Below are 19635 nucleotides of genomic sequence, written 5' to 3' on the forward strand. Positions count from 1 at the left end.
CGTTGGGCCCGGCCGGTTCGGCCGGGCCTCCCGCGCTTTTGAAGCGGTGTTTGAGGACCCGTTCCTACGGTGTGGCGATGACGACCTTCGATGAGCTCCTCACCACCCTCGCTCCCTCCCCCGACCTGCGTAGATCCACCTCAGAGCTGATCCGGCTCAAGGAGGAAGTCGGACGCGGCCCGGACCCCGAGGCCACCCGACGCCAGCACGACAAGGGCAAGCTGACGGCGTACGAACGGCTGGACCTGCTCTTCGACGAGGGCACTTTCACCGAGATAGAGCCACTGCGCCGGCACCGTGCGGTGGGTTTCGGGCTGGAACACCGCAAGCCGCACGGAGACGGGGTGGTCATCGGCTGGGGGTTGGTGCACGGACGGACCGTCTTCGCCTACGCGCATGACTTCCGCGTCTTCGGCGGCGCGTTGGGCGAAGCCCACGCCTCCAAGATCCACAAGGTGATGGACCTCGCGGAGTCCGCGGGCGCCCCGTTGGTCTCGCTCAACGACGGCGCCGGCGCCCGGATCCAGGAGGGCGTCTCGGCGCTCGCCGGCTACGGCGGCATCTTCCGCCGCAACACCAAGGCCTCCGGGGTGATCCCGCAGATCAGCGTGATGCTGGGCCCCTGCGCCGGCGGCGCCGCCTACTCCCCGGCCCTGACCGACTTCGTCTTCATGGTCCGCGAGACCTCGCAGATGTTCATCACCGGACCCGACGTGGTCCGCGCCGTCACCGGCGAGGAGATCACCCAGAACGGCCTCGGCGGCGCCGACGTCCACGCCGCGATCTCCGGGGTGGCCGGATTCGCGTACGACACGGAGGAGGAGTGCCTGGAGGAGGTTCGCTACCTCCTTTCCCTGCTGCCGCAGAACAATCGGGAGCTTCCCCCGCACGTGGACAGCGAGGACCCCGCCGACCGGCGCACCGACGCGCTGGCCACGCTGGTTCCCGCCGATCCCGGCCAGGCCTACGACATGCGCAAGGTGATCGCGGAAGTCGTCGACGACGGTGAGTTCTTCGAGGTTCAGGAGGCCTGGGCTCCGAACGTGGTGTGCGCGCTGGCGCGGCTCGACGGACACGTGGTGGGTCTCGTCGCCAACCAACCAGCCGCGTTGGCCGGGGTCTTGGACATCCACGGCTCGGAGAAGGCTGCCCGTTTCGTACAGACCTGCGACGCGTTCAACATTCCGCTGGTGACACTCGTGGACGTACCGGGCTTCCTCCCGGGGGTCGACCAGGAACACAACGGCATCATCCGTCACGGAGCCAAGCTTCTGTACGCCTACTGCAATGCGACGGTTCCGCGTCTATCCCTTGTCGTACGGAAAGCGTATGGCGGCGCGTACATCGTCATGGACTCTCGCTCGATCGGCGCCGATCTCTCCTTCGCCTGGCCGATCAACGAGATCGCCGTCATGGGGGCCGAAGGCGCCGCCAACGTCGTCTTCCGACGGGAGATCAACGCGGCGGACGATCCGGACGAGGCGCGCGAGAGGCTCATCAAGCAGTACAAGGCCGAGCTGATGCACCCTTACTACGCCGCAGAGCGGGGGCTCGTCGACGATGTGATCGACCCCGGGGAGACCAGGCAGGTGCTGATCCGCTCGCTGGCCATGCTGCGGGCCAAGCACGCGGCCCTACCGGAGCGCAAGCACGGCAATCCGCCGATGTGACCGGGAGCATCGGGCCCGGGTGTCGGATCCGGGGCCGGGCAGCGCAGACTCACCCGACACCCCGTTAATCGGACCTACGTATTCGTATGCCGGATGGTGGAACTCGTCCCCGAGTTCGATGCAGTGTCCTTGGCAGCGGGCCGCCGCAGAGTTAACGTGCCTGCACCCCACGACCCCCACCAAGCACGTTCTTCCGACGCTCAATCGACCTGTCGCGAAAGGACTTCCATGCCCGCACGCCGCATAGCGGCGGCGACGGCCTCCCTGGCCGCCGCCGCACTCGTCTCCCCCCTGCTCCTCGCCGGACCGGCCAGCGCAGGATCCGGCCACAGCTGGCCCCACAAGGGGGACTCACTGGCCAAGAGGCTGGTGAGGGAGTCCACGGCCAAGGACGCCTTGCGACACCTGAAAGTGCTTCAGGCAATCGCCGACGCCAACGACCACACCCGTGTGGCCGGCTCCCGGGGTCATAAGCAGTCCGCCCAGTACGTCGAAGTGCTGATGCGGCTCGCCGGGTACAAGGTCACCAAGCACGAGTTCGACTTCGTCTACACCGAGACGCTGGCCCAGACGCTCGAAGTCGTCAGCCCCGCACCCCGCGACGTGCCGATCCACCTCATGACGTACACCGCAAGCGGACCGGCGGGCGGCGTCAGCGCCGACCTCGCGGCGGCCCCGGTCGACGCCGACGGCACCAACGGCTGCGAGCCGGCCGACTTCAGCTCCGGCACCTTCACCGGGAAGATCGCGCTGATCAAGCGCGGTGGCTGCACCTTCGCCCTGAAGCAGGCCAACGCGCACGCAGCCGGTGCCGTGGGCGCCATCATCTACAACAACATCGAGGGCGACCTCAACGGCACCATAGGCGACCCGACCCTGGGCAAGATCCCCACGGGTGGGATCACCCTGGCCGAGGGCGAGGCGCTCGCCGCCGACATCGCCAAGGGGCCGGTCAAGGTCACCCTCGACATCCGTGAGCTGCGCGAGAACCGCACCACGTACAACGTCATCGCGGAGACCCGCGGCGGTGACGCCGACAACACCGTCTTCCTGGGCTCCCACCTCGACTCCGTCGCGGGCGGACCCGGCATCAACGACAACGGGTCCGGCTCAGCCGGCATCCTCCAAGTCGCTCTGGAACTCGCCAAGTCGCACGCCAAACCAAAGAACAAGGTGAAGTTCGGCTGGTGGTCGGCGGAGGAGTTCGGGCTGCTCGGCTCCGAGGCATACGTGGGCTCCCTCTCCGAGGAGCAGCGCAAGCAGATCAAGCTCTACCTGAACTTCGACATGATCGCCTCGCCGAACGCCGCCTACTTCGTCTACGACGGCGACGACTCCGACGGCGTCGGCGCCGGTCCCGGCCCGGAGGGCTCCGCCCAACTGGAGAGGGGAATACTGGACTTCCTCGACTCCAAGCAGATCCCGCACGAGGGCACCGACTTCACCGGCCGGTCCGACTACGGCCCGTTCATCGAGGTCGGCATCCCCTCAGGCGGCACCTTCACCGGCGCCGAGGGGCTCAAGACCGAAGCCCAGGCAGCCAAGTTCGGCGGTCAGGCAGGCATCGCCTACGACGTGAACTACCACGCGCCCGGCGATGACATCAAGAACATCAACATGAAGGCGTTCGACGTGAACATCGATGTGATCGCGGACGCCGTCGGGCACTACGCCTATGACCTGTCCCCGCTCAGCCGCCCCGTCACCTCCGCCCCGACCGGCGGCAGCGCCGGCAGCGGCGGCGGACTCCACGACGGCCACGGGCACGAAACGCGCTAGGGCCCTCCCCGTAGCCCGTGCTGGGGCGGCCCCGCCCCAGCACGGGCCAACGCGTGACCCGGCAACGGAGGCCGACACCCACCGCGGCCGGGCACCGACGGACACGGCCCCCGATCCCGCAGGACCCCATCAGAATCAGAGCACCGGCGGGATCCCCCTGGCGCACAGCAGCCAGCCGAAGTCCCCCAGCCCGCCCCGAGCCCTCAATTCGCCCACCTCGCCCGCTGCGGCCAGCGCCCGGACGTAGGCCGCCGGATCCTGCGAGGCCAGCGACAAGGGGGGCCGGGCGCCGACGAGCCCGAGTCCCTCCAACGCTTCCCGTTGGGAGAGCAACACCCCGCCGCCCGCCGCCTCGGCACAGGCGTCCAGAGCCACGTGCGCGGTCAGGTCACAGCTGCCGTCCGGCACCGGGGCCACCTGCCGACCACTCCGGAAACCGGTGAGGGTCCCGTACGGCGGCCGGGCCCACCGACCATGGGCGTAGTCCACCGCGACCGCCAGTCCCCGCTCCACCCGGCCGACCGCCGCCGCCCACGCCTCGTCCCGGCTCCGGCCGATCTCCGCCCGCTCGCCCTGCGGCCACCAACGGCTCAGCCACTCCTCATCGGCCGCCCCCAGCGCACCGCCCGGGCTCTGGGTTCCGTCCCGATCGACGAGGACCAGCTGCCAGCCCTCCGCTGCTTCGTCGCCGGTCCGCTGGGCGAGGTCCAGCGGAACGTTGTCCAGCCACTCGTTCGCGAACAGCAGCCCGCGCACGCCCGCCGGAACAGCGCCGCCCCAGCCGATCCCCGGGTCCAGGCCCGCGGGCCGCTCCGCTTTCTCCACCCCGAAGGGCCGCACCCGGGCGACGACCTCCGCCGGCAGCGCCGCCACCACCGCGGTGAGCAGTTCCCCGCGCCCCGCACCCACGTCCACGAAGGCCAGCTCAGCCGGTCGCCCCAGCGCCTCGTCCACCCGCAGCAACAAGGTCGCGACCGCTTCCGCGAACAGCGCCGAAGCATGGACCGACGTGCGGAAGTGGCCCGCCGGGCCGGGCCCGCCCGGCCGGACGTAGAAGCCCTCCGGTCCGTAAAGGGCGACCTCCATGGCCTCGCTCCACGGGACTGGCCAAGAACTCAAGCTTCACTCCTCCACCCTCGGCAGCACCCTGCCACCCAGACAAAGGTAGAGGTGCCATCCACCTTGGGGAGTACACGCCCGGTCACCGGATCGCTCCTCCGGTTGACCCCGCCGGGCACACCCTTTCCCTACGCTGGGTTACGTGCAACGGGTCTATGAGTTCCTCCGCAGACATCCCACGGGTGTCGACAGCTTCTGGGCTGTCGTCCTCCTCGGGTTCTGCTCCCTGTGGGTCGGCACCGGGACCGGGGAGGACTCCTCCGGGGTCTACGCGCTGATTCCGATCCTCGCCCTGTGCACGGTGGTGGCACTGCGCCGGCGCTACCCGCGCAAGATGCTCTGGTTGGCCATGGGGGCCGGCGCCTTCCAACTGATCGCCGACGTCCTTCCGAATCCGTCGAACGTGGCCATGTTGGCGATCGTCTACACCGTCGCCGCCCAGCCGCCCCAGGTCCTCGCCCCGTGGGTCCGCCGGGTCGCCCTCATCGCCGGCCTGTCCGCCGCCCCGCTCACCGCGCTCCGCTGGTTCGACACCGCCCCCGGCTCCCCGGACGGCATCGGCGTGCACATCTTCAACACGGTGGCGCTGGCCGTTCCCTTCGCCCTCTTCTGGGTGCTGGGGGATTCGGTGCGGACCCGCCGCGCCTACTTCGCCGAGCTGGAGGAACGCAATGCCCGCCTGGAGCGGGAGCGCGAGGACCAGGCCAAGATCGCGGTGCAGGCCGAGCGGGCCCGGATCGCCCGCGAACTGCACGACGTCGTCGCCCACAACGTCTCCGTGATGGTCGTCCAGGCAGACGGCGCCGCCTATGTCCTGACCCAGGACCCGAGCCTGGCCAAACAGGCGTTGGAGACGATCTCCGGAACCGGCCGTCAGGCACTGGCCGAGATGCGCCGACTGCTCGGTGTCCTGCGCACCGGCGAGCCCCAGGAGGCCGAGGACTACGTTCCCCAACCGGACGTCGAACAGATCGAGGTCCTGGTCGAGCAGGTCCGCACCTCCGGCCTCACCGTCGACTTCAAGGTCGAGGGAACTCCTCGCCCACTGCCCAGCGGCGTGGAGCTGACCGCGTACCGCATCGTCCAAGAGGCCCTCACCAACACCCGCAAGCACGGTGGCCCGGACGTCGGTGCAAGCGTGCGGCTCGTCTACTTCGACGACGGCCTTGGCCTGCTCGTCGAGGACGACGGACGCGGCGCGGCCCAGGAGATGTACCAGGACGGTGGCGCCGACGGCCGTGGCCACGGACTGATCGGAATGCGTGAACGCGTCGGCATGATGGGCGGCACCCTCGACGCGGGCCCCCGCCCGGGCGGCGGCTTCCGCATCAGCGCCCTGCTGCCGCTCAAGGCAGCCTGACCGGCTCAGGAGCCGGCTCTCACGAGGCTGCCGCCCACCCGGTCGGCGCCGGGCGGTCGGCAGCGGGGACCCGGCGTCTACGCGACCTCCGCCGCCGAGCGGAGCCTGGCGATGTGCCGCGTACCCGAGGATTGCGGCGTAGCGGATGGTGCGGCCAGAGGGTCTGGGCGCCGTCGTCTCCCCGCTCTGGAGGCGGGTCCAGGTCCGGCCGGGCGGGTACGGTCCTCAGGGCTGGCGCAGGCAGAGGGTGCCCCAGTGGAAGCCGGCGCCGATGGCACACAGAAGGTAGCTGTCCCCCGAGCGGAGGCTGCCCGTCGTGCTGGCGTGGTGGAGGGCCGTGAACATGCCTGCGGCGCCGGTGTTGCCGAGCCGGTCGAGGGTGACGGGGGCACGGTCTGCGGGAATGTCCAGTCGCCGGAGCGTCTCGCCGAGGATGTTGATGTTGGCCTGGTGGAAGAAGTAGTGGTCGATCCCGGCGGGGGTCAGGCCAGCTTGACGGGTGGCGTTGGCGATGCTCTCGGGAAGCCGGGTGGTCGCCGTCTCCCACACGGCGGGCCCGTCCATGGAAACGTAGTGGGCTCCGGCGGTGACGGTGTCGGCAGTGGTGGGCCGACGGGAGCCGCCAGCGGGGATCTGGACGGCGTAGGACAGCTGCGAGCCGATGTCGTACGAGAGCAGCCCGGTGCCCTCGGTCTGGGCGCGGGTGAGGACGGCGGCGGCGCTCGCGTCACCGAAGAAGACCCCGCCCGTGCGGTCGGTGGGGCTGATGACGCGGGAGGCACAGTCGGCGCCGATGACGAGGACCGTGCGGACGGAGGGGTTCTGTAGCAGGTGCGCGGCCAGGAGCACGGCGTGCACGCCGGAGGCACAGGCAGCGTGGGCTACGTCCAGGGCGAGCGCCCTGGTGGCGCCGAGCGCGTCCTTGACGATGACCGATGTCGAGGGCAAGGGCTGGTCGGGCGTGTAGCTGGCCACGATGAGCGCGTCCAGGTCCGCGGGCCGGAGCCGGGCGGCTTCGAGGGCGGGGCGGGCAGCTGCCACACACATGTCGGAGGTGGCCAGTTCGGCCGCCAGGCGGCGGCGCTCACGGATCCCGGTGCGGGAGGTGATCCAGTCCTCGGTCGTCCTCAGGTTCCGGGTGAGGTCCCCGTTGGTCACGACCGTCGGGGGCAGGTACAGACCGGTGCCGGTGACCGCGAACGGCACCGGCAGGCCGGCGCCGGTGTGGGTGTCGGCGTTCAACTCGTGGGTCACGGTCATGCGAGGGTGCTCCGGTCAGCAGAGGTGAGGAGTTCCAGGTCGGTGTAGAACCGTCCCGAGGGACGGGGCAGGCCCAGCAGGATGCGGCGGGCTGCCTCCGCGGTCAGTGCCCCGCCGAGCGCGACCCCGGAGGCGAGCTGGGGCCAACTGCTGAGCGTGCTGCCGATCTGCGGGATCGCGGCGGCCAGTTCCGGACTGATGCGCTCACGGTCGACCATGGTGAGGATGGCGTCGACGCTCTGCTGGAAGGTGAGGTCGGCCAGGTCACTGGCGGTGGTCGATCCGAGCAGGCCGTGGAGCAGGGGCCTCTCGGGCTCCAGGTCGAAGCGTTCGACGTCCAGCAGACCGCGGTCGTTGGCGTCCATCACCACCGGGATGCCCGCGGCACGGGCACGCTCGCGGGCAGCGATCTTCACGTACGGGGTGTCGCACTCCTCGACGAGGAGGTCGATGGGACCCGCGCCGCCGTGGAAGAACTCCTCCATCGTGGCCTCGGTCAGACCGCCGGGATAGACCTCGATGTCCAGCCAGGGATCGATCTCCAGCATCTGACGGGCCGCGATCACGCACTTGTTCACGCCCAGGTGGTGCACGCCCGCACGCAGCCGGTTCAGGTTGGAGACACTGAGCGTGTCGAAGTCGGCGAGCTTGAAGGCCCCTCCGATCCCCTCCATCGCGAACGTCAGGGCGGCACTGCTGCCGACCGACAGTCCGATGATGCCGACACGGCGTCCCAGCAGCCGGCGTTGGGCCGGACGCTCGATCCGGCCCCGATTGCGGTCGGTGCGGACCAGCCGGAACTCCTCACGCGGCAGCAGGTGCACCAGCCGACCCGACCACGGATACCAGACCCAGCTTCCGTACTCGTACGGATCGGTGCCGCCCAGTTGCTCCGCGACGGCACGCTCCACCGCCTCCGCCGAGGACCGCAGCACCGGCTCACGAGCGGTGACCAGTTCCTTCAGCTGTTCTTCGATGGTGTCCAGGACTTCACGGACCTCGCCCGAGTCGCGCAGCGCGTCGAAGCCTTCGCGGTCCCGCTCTCGCCTCAGGTCGTAGATCACCGGCCGCCGCCAGGTCCCGTCCCGTGCGCCACCGCGTTCGGCGTCCACGCCGGCGGGCGCCGGGCGTTGCGTTCCCGTACCTCGCCGCCGATCCACCTCACGGGACTCCTTGAGTCCGGCCCGCCGGGCGGGAACGGTGGCGGTGGGGAACTCCTCTTCCAGCCGCTCGATCAGGCTCGCGTACTCACCGCCCTGTTGCGCGGCCCGGTACAACATGATCACCACGTCCTCCGTGTACCGCTCGACGTAGCGACGTGTGCCCGCTACCGCGCGGAAACCGAACCGTTCGTGGAAACGGTCCTGCCCGTCGGCCGTACCCGACGTCCCGATCATCGCCTTCGCGCCCAGGCTCCGCGCCGCCGCGATGGCGAAGGCGTTCATGTACACGCCCAGGCCCAGCTTGCGCGCCCGGTGCTCGACCACCAACCGACTGTGCTCAAACGTTTCAGCTACACCCAGGCCGTGCTCTCGCAGCACCTCCTCGTAGCGCATCTGGCCAAGGTAGGCACGAGACTGGAACAACTCTCCCGTCTTTGGAGTCGAAAGCCGCACGTACCCCAGGGGCCGGCCACCTGCTTCCCGCCTCGCGACGAAATGCCAGGCACCGAAGTCCAACTCCTGGTCGTCGGCGTACCCGCCATCCGCCCTGCGGAAGTCCGGTCGACGCCCCCGGTCGAACAGGATCCTGGCCCGCAACTCCCGGACCTGCCCGGCCAGCTCGGCCGCGCCCGGCTCCTCGGCCCCTAAGCGGAACGCCGAGACATGCCACGGTGCAACCTCGGCCGTGAAGCCGTCTTTCATGAACAGTCACCCCAATCGAGCAGCGCATACCTTCCAGCTGCGCACCGGAGCGCACACCCGGCGCTCACCCGAAGACACAACGAGCGCCCCGCTGATCGGTTGCACCGAGCAGCGCGGGATCCACCAGAACCGACGGCCACCGCAGGTCCGCGCCCGGGGATGCGCAACTGCACCCGGTCTGCTCACCGGCGTCACGTGCCCAACAGGAACGGACTCGGAACCTCATGGCATGCCTACGCTGTTCGGGTTCTGTCGTCCATCACACGAACCCGGCACTCCGGCGTAGCTTCTGAGGCCCCACAGCGTGAAGCCCGTGTAGCGCCCCACACCGCCCCACCCGACGACGGACCGGACACGGCCCGGTCTCGCTACCACCCGTGCACAGGGGGTCGCACTGGCGGACCACCGGCCGTCATGGACGCCGACAAGCTCACCGCGACCAAGACACGCCGCCCCGACCGGGAACCGGAACGTGATGACAGGCATGCCCGTGCACGGATCTGGCAGTCGTTGACTCAGCGCGCCGCCAGTGCCCTCTTCAGCGCGTCGCGATGCTCCCAGGTCCATGGGGCATTCCGTAGTTCATCGGGCAGTCCCGCGAGTCCCGCCGCGATGTGGTCGGCGGCGTCCGCGTAGCGGGCAAGCCCCAGGTTCGCGAGGCCCATGTTCAGGCGGTTGAACTCGGGTGTGAGCCAGTAAGCCGTGTCCGGGGGTGGCAGTGCTGCGGCGGCGTCCGACAGTCTCTCCGCGTTCTCGACCAGGCGTAGGGCGTCGTCTCGCTCACCCAGCTCTGCCAAGCCAGCTGCCGCCTGGAGCATGTCACCAAGCCGCTGGGCAGGGTGGGCACCCGGTGTGAATGCTGCGGCTGCGTACCAGCGGGCGACACCTTCGGGCCTGCCTTGCTGACGGGCTAGGTAGCCCTTGAAGTTGAGGGCTTGAGCGGCAAGCGTTCCGTTCCTGATCTCGTCGGCCAACTCCACGCCATCATTGAGGAGCCGGACAGCTTTGGCGTCCTGTCGATCCTGGGCGAGCATCCACCCGCCGAACTGGATGAACTCTGACGCCACCTCCGCCAGTCGGTCACGGTGGGGGCCCCGCGCGCCCCTCAACATCCGGGTAACTTCCTTCATCTGGACGAGAGTTGCCGGGACGAGCGATGTGGGTTGCGCTGTGTCGTCAAGCCGTCGGTAGGCGGCGAGGACACCGGCCAGCGCATCCACGGTCCCGGCGTCCAGCCGTGAGGGGTTCTCGGCGCTGCGGGACACCCGGGAATCATCGTCAGGGTTCAGCAGCGTATCCGTCAGCGCTCCGCCGGTCCCCAAGAGGTCGTCCAGGGCTTTGGCCAGGGCGAACGACGGGCGCTGTTTCCCATTGAGCACGCGGGACAGAAAGGCGGGGTCGTAGTTGGTGGCACGTGCGGCGGCCTTCATCGAATAGCCGCCCTCGCGAAGGAGACGGCGGGCAACATCAGCGAAGTCGTCACGCATCGCGCCTCATCACACTGGGGTTGACCGATGGGCTTCCAGAGTAGTCAACGCCGGTCAACTCCCGCGTGAGCTGTCGGCGGACCAATCATGAACGTCATGACCGAACCAACGCGATACAGCGTGAACCCGCTGGAGTTGCCCTTACGTCGCTGGGAACCGGACCCCACCCCGGTGGAGGGGTGCACGGGGTGCGCCGAGTCGGCCAACGTGCGGACCCGTGCCCGTGCCGGGGGCGACATGGCCACGGTGTCCGACTGCAACGTCTACATGCGGCGCCACGCCGAGGGGCACTGATGGTCACCGCAGAGGACATCGGCCGACGCGTGGAAGACGGCGCCGGACGGGTGGGCATCCTGCGTGACGTGCTCTCGGACTACGAGGACCCGGCCGAGTCACCGGGGAAGCGCCAGAAGCACCCTGCGGCCTTCCTGCGGCCCGAGACCGGAGGCCGTGAGTGGCTCGTCCCGCCCCACAGCGTGAAGCGCGTGTAGCGCTCCACACCGCCCCACCCGGCGACGGCGAGCAGGACAGCCGGACACGGCCCTGATCTGCGTACCCTTGCCGCATGACGACCTCTGACGCGCCCACCTCGCCGACCCGCCCCGTACGCGTGATGCTGGTAGACGATCAGGTACTGCTGCGCACCGGCTTCCGGATGGTGCTCGCCGCGCAACCCGACATGGAGGTCGTCGCCGAGGCGGGCGACGGGCTGGAGGCCCTGGAGGTGCTGCGCGCCACTTCGGTGGACGTGGTCCTGATGGACGTGCGGATGCCACGGCTCGACGGGGTGGAGGCCACGCGTCGGATCTGTGAGCCCGAGGTGCACCCGAAGGTGATCATCCTGACCACCTTCGACCTGGACGAGTACGCCTTCTCCGGCCTCAAGGCGGGGGCCAGCGGTTTCATGCTCAAGGACGTGCCGCCCGCCGAGTTGCTGGCTGCGATCCGTTCGGTGCACAGCGGGGACGCCGTGGTGGCTCCGTCCACCACGCGCCGGCTGCTGGACCGCTTCGCCCCGATGCTGCCCACCTCCGGTCCGGGTCCCGAGCACAAGCAGCTCGACCGCCTCACCGAGCGGGAGCGGGAGGTCATGCTGCTGGTGGCGCAGGGTTTGTCGAACGGCGAGATCGCGGCCCGCCTGGTGCTGTCCGAGGCCACGGTCAAAACGCATGTGGGTCGCATCCTGACCAAGTTGGGCCTGCGCGACCGCGTTCAGGTGGTGGTGATGGCCTACGAGTCGGGGCTGGTGCGCGCTGGCGGCGGACCGCTCCGGTGAGCCCACCCGTCCAGGCGGGGCACCGGCCTGGACGGCGTTCGTCCCCCGGCCTTCGTCGCAGGGTGTCGGGGGAGCCTTCGGCGGCGAGCAGTCAGGGGAAGGTGACGTTCCGCCAGCCACCCGCCGTCTTCGCACGGCGTTCTTTCCTCCAGGGCCGCTCGGGCCTGCACTTTTCCGAACCATCAGGGGCCATCGGCGGGTTCCCCACCCCTTGACCGGCGCGCGCTCCGATTGGAAGAGTCGCGATCAGTCCGCGGCGCACTCTTTCAAGGCTTCAGGAACCACGAAAACGCGCTGCAGAAAAGGAAGTTGCGCCATTCAAGCCGGTGGGGGCCGGCGAGGGCGACAGCAACCGGGCGGACGGGTTGTGCGGGCTGGCGTGTGGGGCTCATCCACTCGCTGCTGCTCGCGCGGTGCGTGTCAGGAACGCGGGCCAACCCGTCCGGATGACAGAACCTTCACTTGACGCTGGGGAAGCGCCTGATGACTTATATAGCCGAAATATCCGGTATTTCACGAAGAAGAACGATAGTGGTTGCACTCGCTGCGGGATCACTGATCCTCACCGGCACCGCGGCGGGCACCTCCGCGAAGGCCGCGAGCACCGCTGCGGTCAGTGCCCAGGCCGCGCAGGCCGACTCCTCTCAGATCCCCTTCGCCGATGTTGCCGGCTCCACCGGACCCGCCCAGGAAGTACCGGGAGCCGTCAGCGGCGGCACCGTGAACATCCTGCAACGGGACACCTTCGGCCACCTCGACCCGGCCCAGGTCTACGTCAACAACCAGGCGCAGCTGGCCACCCTGCTGCACCGCGGTCTGACGACCTACAAGCTGGACAACACGGGTTCCTACTCCGTGGTGGGTGACCTCGCCACGGACAGCGGCCAGATCAGCGACGGCGGAAAGACCTGGACGTACACGCTCAAGGACGGGGTGAAGTGGGAGGACGGTACGCCGATCACCTCCACCGACATCCGCCATTCGATAGAGCGGCTGTTCGCCCCGTTCATCGACAGCGGTCCGACCTACCTCCAGCAGTGGCTGGCCGACACCCAGGGCACCGATTACCGCGAGCTGCTGCCCGGTGGCCCCTACCAGGGCAACCACCTGCCGGACTCCGTGCTGGCCACGCCGGACGCGAGGACGGTGGTCTTCCACTTCAAGAAGGCCCAGCCGGACCTGCCCTACGCCTTGGCCCTCGCCGGCTACGGGGCGGTCCCGCAGGCCAAGGACACCAAGGAGGCGTACGACCTGGCTCCAGTGGCCTCCGGCCCCTACAAGATCCTTGAGTTCAAGCCGGGCACCTCGATGACCCTGGTGCGCAACACGCACTGGAACCCGGCCACCGACGCGGCCCGGCACCAGTACCCGGACCGCTTCCAGATCTCCTTCGGCGTCTCACACGCGGACTCCACCCGCCGCATGATGGACGACACCGGCGAGGACAAGACCGCGACCACCTTCACCAACTCGGTGGAGCGGGCCAACATCGACGAGATCATGGCTGATCCCGCGATGGCCCAGCGCACCCTGGCCGGCCACCAGTCCTACGTGGCACAGGTCAACTTCAACACCCGTCGGATCACCGACCGCCACCTGCGCCTGGCGCTGGCCTACGCCATCCCGACGAAGGCGGTGTACGACGCCCAGGGCGGCAGCTACGGTGCGGAACTGGCCGGCAGCTTCATCAGCCCGACCCTGGCCGGCTACAAGAAGAGCGACCCGTTGGGCAAGGTGAAGCACCCCGAGGGGCAGCCGAACAAGGCCCGCAAGATCCTCAAGAGCCACCACAAGCTCGGCATGAAGATCCGCTACGCCTTCGTGGACACGGCCAGTGGCCAACAGTACTCGGCGGCCATCGAGACCGCGCTGGAGAAGGCCGGCTTCGACGTGGAACGCTTCCCGATCCCGGGCCGCAACTACTACGACGTGATCGGTAAGACCGACAACACCTACGACATGTACGCCTCGGCGTGGGGTGCGGACTGGCCCAGCGGGCTGACGGTCATCCCGCCGGTGTTCGACGGCCGGGGTGTCGCCGACGGTGCCTCCAACTACTCGCTGGTCAACGACCGCAAGGTCAACCGCCGCATCGACCGCATCCAGGCCATGACCAACCCGGAGCGGGCAGCCGCGGCGTGGATGAAGCTCAGCGACCACATCGCCAAGCACGTGGTCCCGGCCGTCCCCACGGTCTACTACAAGCAGATGCAGATGCACGGTTCACGCATCGGCGGGGCGACGTACCACAAGGTCTTCTCCAACATCGACGCCACACGGCTGTACGTGAAGCCCTAGCTACCCCGCGGGGCAGGCAGGCCGGTGGGCCGGGGTTCCCGTAGGAGCCCCGGCCCACCAGCCGGTCCGTGAAGGTCAATTCGTCATCCAGCGATCGGGGCGGGCGACGGCCCGCGACAGTCGGGAACGTTCCGCCTGCTCCCGTAGGAGCCCCGCGGCCTCCCGGACCTCACGCAACCGGGCTCGCACCGTGTGGTTGGCGCCCGTGTCCACACACACGTCGGCCACCCCGCGCCACCGCTCCCAAGGCCCCTGTGTCAGACGGACGCTCTGCACCTTCGCGTGCGGGACGATCTCGGTACGGCGGCACAGTCGCCCCCACCGGGCGGCGAAGACCAGCGGGTCGACAGCCAGGGCGTACCCCTTCCACCACACCGGGACCACCCAGCGCGCTGCGCGACCCACCGGCGCGTACTCCAGCCCCGACAGATCCACTCCGGGCAAGACCCGTGCCACCACCTCGTAGGCCACGGCCCTGGTCGCCACCGGCACCAACAGGTGGTTGTCCGAGCCTGCGACGTCGAGTTCGATACGGACCCAGTCGCGGCGGCGCCACAGCAGCGGCTCGACGATCCGCACGGTCTGCACCCGGCCCGGCGGCACCGTCTCATGCACCCGGTCCAACAGGCCGTGGTCGAGGCGCAGCCCGTCCGGCGAGTCAGCGACCGTCCAGTCGTACTCCGCGATGTACCTGCCCACCGTCGACGCCCACGCCGCACCCAGCATCGGCAGCAGGGCGAAGGCCATGGCGAACAGGTTGTCCATCAACCACCAGGCCAACAGCGGCGCCACCACCACGATGACCGCCCCGGCCCAGGACGCCCCGGTGAGCAGCAGCGAGAACGCCAACATCCGCGGATGCACCCGCAGCAGGTCGCGCACCGGTGCTTCACCGGCCTCCACCGCGTCCTTCGGAGCGAACCCGGCCGCCCGGGCCAGCAGTTCCGCCCGCAGCGCTCGTGCCTCCCGCTCACCGAGGTAGGCGAGCTCGTCCTTGGAATCCGCACCGATGACGTCCAGCTTGAGCTTGGCCACGCCGAGGAGCCTGGCCAGCAGCGGCTGCGTGATGTCCACTGCCTGCAAGCGGTCCAAACGGATGTGCGCGGTGCGCCTGAAGAGCAGACCGGTGCGGATGCGCAGCTCGGCATCGGTGACCGCGAAGTGGGTGACCCACCAGCTCAGGAACCCGTACAAGCCGGCGAGCGGCACCAACACCGCCAGGGCGAGCGATCCCGACCCGGCCGACACGTCACCGAACCAGTCCTGCGCCCGGTCCGCGTTGTGCATGATCACGCCGGCGACCACGGCGATCGGAGCCCAGGCGCGACGCAACGGGGTCACCGGATGCAGCCGTCGTTCCCCCCGGGCAGCCCGGTCACCGGCGGCTCCGCCGTCCCCCAGCACCTCGCTCACAGGCCCGCCGACCTTGCTTCGCCGAGCTCCGAGAGGCGGTCTCGCAGCCGCTCGGCCTCCATGGGCAGGAGGCCGGGGATCGTGGCGTCGGTAGCCGCGGCAGCGGTGTGCAGCTGGACCGTGGCGAGCCCGAACCGTCGCTCCACCGGACCGGAGGTCACCTCCACCAGCTGCATCCGCCCGTAGGGCACGACGGTCTCTTCCCGCCACATCACCCCGCGTCGGATCAGAAGGTCGTCGGAGCGCTCCGCGTATCCCCAAGAGCGCCAGTTCCGGGCCGCCAGCCCCCAGGCCCACGACGCGAACGCCAACGGGACGAGCGCCACCAACGCCCACCCGGGCCCGAGGAGGAAGCCCGACAGCATCCCGGTGAGCACGGTCAGTCCGCCCAACCAGATGACGATCAGCAGACGCCGCATCCTCAGCAGGCCCCCCTGCACCCCGCGCCACGAAGGCTCGCCCGGCCGCTCCGCTATCGGGCCCCCTTCCCCGCCGGGCCCGCCGGCGGACCCGTGCGGATCCCGCCCCATCTCAGCTGCTGTCCCCGTATCCATGCACCCAGCCTAGGCTGAGAGACTGTGCCCATGACGGAGACCACGGTCGGCATCGGAGGCGCGGCGGAGAGCACCGACATGGTGCTCAACATCGGGCCCCAGCACCCTTCGACCCACGGCGTGCTGCGCCTGCGCCTCGTCCTGGACGGCGAGCGGATCGTCAGCGCCGACCCCGTGGTCGGCTACATGCACCGCGGGGCGGAGAAACTCTTCGAGGCCCGCGACTACCGCCAGATCGTCATGCTCGCCAACCGCCACGACTGGCTGTCCGCCTTCTCCAACGAGCTGGGCGTGGTCATGGCGGTCGAGCGGATGCTCGGCATGGAGGTGCCGGTACGCGCGGTCTGGATGCGCACCCTCCTCGCCGAGCTCAACCGGGTCCTGAACCACCTGATGTTCCTGGGCTCCTACCCTCTGGAGCTCGGCGGCATCACCCCGGTCTTCCACGCCTTCCGCGAGCGTGAGGAACTCCAGGCGGTGATGGAGGAGGTCTCCGGCGGACGCATGCACTACATGTTCAACCGGGTCGGTGGGCTGAAGGAGGACCTCCCCCTCGGCTGGCACGACCGGGCCAGGGCGGCTATCGCCGACGTCCGCTCCCGCATGGACGTCTACGACCGCCTCGTCCTCGGGAACGAGATCTTCCGCGGTCGTACCCGGGGAGTGGGTGTGCTCTCCGCTGAGGCGGTCCACGCCTACGGCGTCTCCGGGCCGATCGCGCGCGCCTCCGGGGTCGACTTCGACCTGCGCCGGGACGAGCCCTACCTGGCGTACGGAGAGCTCCAGGACGTCCTGCGGGTCTCGGTCCGCGAAGAGGGCGACTGCCTGGCCCGCTTCGAGGTCCTGCTGGAGCAGACCCATCACGCACTCGACCTCGCCGACGCCTGCCTCGACCGGCTGGCCGAGCTCCCACCCGGCCCGGTCAACCAGCGGCTGCCGAAGGTCCTCAAGGCGCCCGAGGGCCACACCTACGCCTGGACTGAGAACCCGCTCGGGATCAACGGCTACTACCTGGTGTCCAAGGGCGAGAAGACGCCCTACCGGCTCAAGCTGCGCTCCGCCTCCTTCAACAACATCCAGGCGCTGGCGGAGCTCCTGCCCGGCACCCTGGTCTCGGACATGGTGGCGATCTTGGGCTCGTTGTTCTTCGTGGTCGGAGACATCGACAAATAGTGAGGACGGGGACTGGTGAGCCCCCGTCCTCACTCGTGAGTCCCGTTCGCCGTCAGGAAATCGCCGTGCGCAGCCGACCGACGTCGATGGGTTCGGTCTCGTCATGCTCCGTCAGGTCGACGACCTGACCAATGCTCCGGTGGTGCGCGGCCATCGCCTTGAACTCCGGTGCGCTGCTGTGCTCCTTGTGGACCGCGAGGGCCTCGACGCCGACGACATCGGCGAGGTCCTCGTTCTGCACCGACTCGATGGCCGCGGGCGAGCCGCCCGCCGACTTAGTGCCGAAGAAGTCGAAGCCGCCCATCACACGGGTGGTGCCCCGACCGCTCGGTGCCGGATACGGAACGATGGGCGCCGGGACCGCCGTCGCGGCCTGGCGAGGAACGTTGCGGGCCGCCGCCTGCCGGGCGAGGTTGTTCAACACCAGGTTGGCGCGGGCGTATCCGACCGCGGTGGGGGCGCCGCTGGGCGTGCGCTCCTCGGAGGGCGCCGGGAGCTCCCTGGGCGTGCGCGCCTCGGTGGCGGCGGTGAGCTCCTTGGGCGCGGATGCGATCGTCGCGGCCGTGGCCAGAAGCCGGCGCTTCTCAAGTGCGCTGGCGCGCTCGGTCTCGGCAGTGGCGTAGCGGCGGAGCAGGGCGGCGTGTTCGCCCCGCAGTCCGGCCAGTTCCACGCGCTTGGCGCGCAGTTTGGTCTCCAACTTGGCGCGCAGGTGGCGGGCCTCTTCGATCTCTGATTCCAACTCGGCTATTCGCTCTTCGTGCCGCCAGTCCTGACGCGCCCGCTCACGGGTCAGCTCGGCCACCCGTCGCCCGGCGGCCCGGTCCCAGCCGCGCATCACCACGGCGGCGGTCACCGCCCCTGCGGCGGAGAGCGCCACGAGCAGGCGCAGCGCCACCGGATCCGCCACCAGCCATGCGGCTGCGGCGGTGGCGAGCGTCGCGCCGGCGACCGTCGAAGGAGTGAGCAACCGGTGCAAAGGCTGGGAATGGCGGTGGCGTCCACGTGGCATGGCCAGAAATTTACCGTGCGCCGGACGCCTGTGGGGTACCCGCCCGACATTCTGTTTCCAGGCGGTTACCCGATACGCGAAACGCTCCTCGACGCCTTCTCGGGACGCTTCCTCCGGGGGGCGGCGAAGAGGCGCCTCCGCTCTTGGCTGCGGATCGCTAACGGGGCCGTCCTGGGCATGCAGCTGGTGGTGGAGGGGCGCCCACCGACGATTTTTGTGCGCCGCGATTCCCGGGCCGGCGCGGTGGCTGGCGCCGGGTGTCCGTCATGGCCCGGTAGGGCGCCCGCCCGGGCCCGTGAGCCCGAGGAAGCCTCCCCCCGGGCTCACGGGCATCTGGCCGGTTCAGCCCTCCAGCAGGCCCTTGTCCTTGAGGTACTCCTTGGCGACGTCCGCCGCCTTGGCCCGCTCCGCGTCGACCCTACGGTTGAGTTCGACCAGATCCGCGGTGGTCAACGCTTTGGTGACGCGTTCCAGGGCCGCCGCGATCTCGGGGCTCGCCGCGTCCTTGGCGTTCACCACGGGAAGGACGTTGTCGGCGTTCTGCAGCTTCTTGTCGTCCTCCAGCAGCACCAGCCCGAACTCCTGGAGCGTGGCGTCGGTGGTGGTGGTCAGCACGAGTTGGTCCACCCCGTCCTTGACGGCCTGCTTGGCCTGCGGGGTACCGACTCCCTTGGGATCAATACCGGAGACATCGATTCCGTATGTCTTCTTCAACCCCGGCGCGCAGAACGGACGGATCGCGCATTCGTCGCCAGCAGCGATCTTCACCTTCAGCTTCGCAGCTCCGAGGTCCGAAAGCGTTTTCAAGTTGTTCTTCGCGGCGAATTCCTTACTGACCGCAAACGCGTTCTGGTCGACCGCCTCGCCGGGCGGCAGGACCTTCAGACCGAGCGGCCCGGCGAGCTTCTCCAGACCCGCGACAGTGGCCGCGACATCGCTGGAAGCAACGGGCGCGTCCTGCGGAGCCTTGGGGCCGTGCACCTTCGCATTGAGGAACTCGGCGAGGGTCGCCGCGTACTCCGGAACGACGTCGATCTCGCCCTTCTCCAGAGCCGGCTCGTAAAGCTCCCGGTTGCTCACCGTCGTGATCGAGGTGCGGTAGCCGGCGTCCTTCAGCGTCTGCGCGTACAACTCGGCCAGCACGTTGGACTCCGTGAAGCCCGCCGCCCCGACGACCAGCGAGCCCTTCCCCGCCCCGCTCTCGGTGTTCCCGGCGACGGCCCCCTTGCTCTTCTCCAGGCTGTCGCCGCCGCAGGCGGCCAGGGAGCCGGTCAACGCCATGACCGCGAGGGCCGCTCCCGCCAGACGCGAGGTTCTGCTCATCTTCTCTTCCGCTCCGATCGGTTGATGCAGTGGTGTGGGTGCGTGCCCC

The 19635-nt window shown here is 69.4% G+C and carries 16 protein-coding genes; 8 read left to right on the forward strand and 8 right to left on the reverse strand.

The window, feature by feature from the left end; all coding sequences use genetic code 11:
- Positions 1–77 precede the first annotated feature (77 nt).
- Positions 78–1670 (forward strand): acyl-CoA carboxylase subunit beta, encoded by a 1593-nt coding sequence (locus ACFYMC_RS01680; RefSeq protein ID WP_388517191.1) that lies wholly within the window; start codon positions 78–80, stop codon positions 1668–1670.
- 228 nt (positions 1671–1898) lie between these two features.
- Positions 1899–3449 carry a M28 family metallopeptidase gene (locus tag ACFYMC_RS01685; RefSeq protein WP_388517193.1) on the forward strand — a complete coding sequence of 517 codons (1551 nt, stop codon included), beginning with the start codon at positions 1899–1901 and terminating at the stop codon, positions 3447–3449.
- Between the two features lie 135 nt (positions 3450–3584).
- Here ACFYMC_RS01685 and ACFYMC_RS01690 read toward each other — a convergent pair whose 3' ends face one another.
- Positions 3585–4535, reverse strand: coding sequence for an SAM-dependent methyltransferase (locus tag ACFYMC_RS01690; protein ID WP_388517945.1), 951 nt, complete (start codon positions 4533–4535; stop codon positions 3585–3587).
- A gap of 175 nt (positions 4536–4710) precedes the next feature.
- Between ACFYMC_RS01690 and ACFYMC_RS01695 the strand changes: the two genes are divergently transcribed.
- Complete coding sequence (locus tag ACFYMC_RS01695; protein ID WP_388517195.1) at positions 4711–5928, forward strand: sensor histidine kinase; 1218 nt, start codon at positions 4711–4713, stop codon at positions 5926–5928.
- Positions 5929–6153: 225 nt separating this feature from the next.
- Here the strand turns inward: ACFYMC_RS01695 and ACFYMC_RS01700 are convergent, their stop codons facing one another.
- The 3 genes from ACFYMC_RS01700 to ACFYMC_RS01710 all read right to left on the reverse strand — a co-directional run bounded on the left by ACFYMC_RS01700 (position 6154) and on the right by ACFYMC_RS01710 (position 10540).
- A complete protein-coding gene (locus ACFYMC_RS01700) occupies positions 6154–7188 on the reverse strand; it encodes a 3-oxoacyl-ACP synthase III family protein (protein ID WP_388517198.1) in 1035 nt (344 codons plus the stop codon).
- A complete protein-coding gene (locus ACFYMC_RS01705) occupies positions 7185–9053 on the reverse strand; it encodes a ThiF family adenylyltransferase (RefSeq protein WP_388517201.1) in 1869 nt (622 codons plus the stop codon). Before ACFYMC_RS01705 ends, ACFYMC_RS01700 begins: the two co-directional genes overlap by 4 nt.
- Before the next feature lie 515 nt (positions 9054–9568).
- Complete coding sequence (locus ACFYMC_RS01710; RefSeq protein WP_388517204.1) at positions 9569–10540, reverse strand: helix-turn-helix domain-containing protein; 972 nt, start codon at positions 10538–10540, stop codon at positions 9569–9571.
- Between the two features lie 96 nt (positions 10541–10636).
- Here ACFYMC_RS01710 and ACFYMC_RS01715 point away from each other — a divergent pair, with 96 nt between their 5' ends.
- From ACFYMC_RS01715 to ACFYMC_RS01730, 4 genes are all read left to right on the forward strand, one after another.
- Entirely contained in the window at positions 10637–10834 is a 198-nt protein-coding gene (locus tag ACFYMC_RS01715; protein ID WP_388517207.1) for a hypothetical protein, read from the forward strand.
- Positions 10834–11031: a hypothetical protein gene (locus ACFYMC_RS01720; RefSeq protein ID WP_388517209.1), complete on the forward strand. Its 198-nt coding sequence runs from the start codon at positions 10834–10836 to the stop codon at positions 11029–11031. The genes ACFYMC_RS01715 and ACFYMC_RS01720 overlap by 1 nt, the downstream gene beginning before the upstream one ends.
- Positions 11032–11105: 74 nt before the next feature.
- Positions 11106–11816 carry a response regulator gene (locus ACFYMC_RS01725; RefSeq protein ID WP_388517211.1) on the forward strand — a complete coding sequence of 237 codons (711 nt, stop codon included), beginning with the start codon at positions 11106–11108 and terminating at the stop codon, positions 11814–11816.
- Positions 11817–12347: 531 nt separating this feature from the next.
- Positions 12348–14114 carry an ABC transporter substrate-binding protein gene (locus ACFYMC_RS01730; protein ID WP_388517213.1) on the forward strand — a complete coding sequence of 589 codons (1767 nt, stop codon included), beginning with the start codon at positions 12348–12350 and terminating at the stop codon, positions 14112–14114.
- Between the two features lie 75 nt (positions 14115–14189).
- On the opposite strand, the gene ACFYMC_RS01735 is transcribed toward ACFYMC_RS01730, so the two are convergent.
- Positions 14190–15527, reverse strand: a complete 1338-nt coding sequence (locus ACFYMC_RS01735; RefSeq protein ID WP_388517215.1) for a PH domain-containing protein — start codon at positions 15525–15527, stop codon at positions 14190–14192.
- Positions 15524–16081, reverse strand: a complete 558-nt coding sequence (locus ACFYMC_RS01740) for a PH domain-containing protein (RefSeq protein ID WP_388517218.1) — start codon at positions 16079–16081, stop codon at positions 15524–15526. The genes ACFYMC_RS01735 and ACFYMC_RS01740 overlap by 4 nt, the downstream gene beginning before the upstream one ends.
- 30 nt (positions 16082–16111) lie before the next feature.
- On the opposite strand from ACFYMC_RS01740, the gene ACFYMC_RS01745 reads away from it, so the two are divergent.
- Complete coding sequence (locus ACFYMC_RS01745) at positions 16112–17254, forward strand: NADH-quinone oxidoreductase subunit D (protein WP_388517220.1); 1143 nt, start codon at positions 16112–16114, stop codon at positions 17252–17254.
- A 52-nt stretch (positions 17255–17306) separates the two neighbouring features.
- Here ACFYMC_RS01745 and ACFYMC_RS01750 read toward each other — a convergent pair whose 3' ends face one another.
- Both ACFYMC_RS01750 and ACFYMC_RS01755 read right to left on the reverse strand, forming a co-directional pair.
- The gene (locus ACFYMC_RS01750; protein WP_388517222.1) at positions 17307–18263 is read right to left on the reverse strand and encodes a coiled-coil domain-containing protein; all 957 of its coding nucleotides are present in this window, start codon (positions 18261–18263) and stop codon (positions 17307–17309) included.
- A gap of 342 nt (positions 18264–18605) precedes the next feature.
- Complete coding sequence (locus ACFYMC_RS01755) at positions 18606–19586, reverse strand: ABC transporter substrate-binding protein (protein WP_388517224.1); 981 nt, start codon at positions 19584–19586, stop codon at positions 18606–18608.
- Positions 19587–19635: the final 49 nt, after the last annotated feature.

The sequence above is a fragment of the Streptomyces sp. NPDC006879 genome, assembly GCF_042869595.1.
Taxonomy (GTDB): Bacteria; Actinomycetota; Actinomycetes; order Streptomycetales; family Streptomycetaceae; genus Streptomyces.

What these genes read in the sequence shown, in the direction of transcription:
- ACFYMC_RS01700 (WP_388517198.1), bottom strand. Translation starts at nt 7,188, where the DNA reads ATGACCGTGACCCACGAGTTGAACGCCGACACCCACACCGGCGCCGGC.
- ACFYMC_RS01680 (WP_388517191.1), top strand. Translation starts at nt 78, where the DNA reads ATGACGACCTTCGATGAGCTCCTCACCACCCTCGCTCCCTCCCCCGAC.
- ACFYMC_RS01715 (WP_388517207.1), top strand. Translation starts at nt 10,637, where the DNA reads ATGACCGAACCAACGCGATACAGCGTGAACCCGCTGGAGTTGCCCTTA.
- ACFYMC_RS01720 (WP_388517209.1), top strand. Translation starts at nt 10,834, where the DNA reads ATGGTCACCGCAGAGGACATCGGCCGACGCGTGGAAGACGGCGCCGGA.
- ACFYMC_RS01755 (WP_388517224.1), bottom strand. Translation starts at nt 19,586, where the DNA reads ATGAGCAGAACCTCGCGTCTGGCGGGAGCGGCCCTCGCGGTCATGGCG.
- ACFYMC_RS01745 (WP_388517220.1), top strand. Translation starts at nt 16,112, where the DNA reads ATGACGGAGACCACGGTCGGCATCGGAGGCGCGGCGGAGAGCACCGAC.
- ACFYMC_RS01705 (WP_388517201.1), bottom strand. Translation starts at nt 9,053, where the DNA reads ATGAAAGACGGCTTCACGGCCGAGGTTGCACCGTGGCATGTCTCGGCG.
- ACFYMC_RS01710 (WP_388517204.1), bottom strand. Translation starts at nt 10,540, where the DNA reads ATGCGTGACGACTTCGCTGATGTTGCCCGCCGTCTCCTTCGCGAGGGC.
- ACFYMC_RS01690 (WP_388517945.1), bottom strand. Translation starts at nt 4,535, where the DNA reads ATGGAGGTCGCCCTTTACGGACCGGAGGGCTTCTACGTCCGGCCGGGC.
- ACFYMC_RS01740 (WP_388517218.1), bottom strand. Translation starts at nt 16,081, where the DNA reads ATGGATACGGGGACAGCAGCTGAGATGGGGCGGGATCCGCACGGGTCC.
- ACFYMC_RS01685 (WP_388517193.1), top strand. Translation starts at nt 1,899, where the DNA reads ATGCCCGCACGCCGCATAGCGGCGGCGACGGCCTCCCTGGCCGCCGCC.
- ACFYMC_RS01750 (WP_388517222.1), bottom strand. Translation starts at nt 18,263, where the DNA reads ATGCCACGTGGACGCCACCGCCATTCCCAGCCTTTGCACCGGTTGCTC.
- ACFYMC_RS01725 (WP_388517211.1), top strand. Translation starts at nt 11,106, where the DNA reads ATGACGACCTCTGACGCGCCCACCTCGCCGACCCGCCCCGTACGCGTG.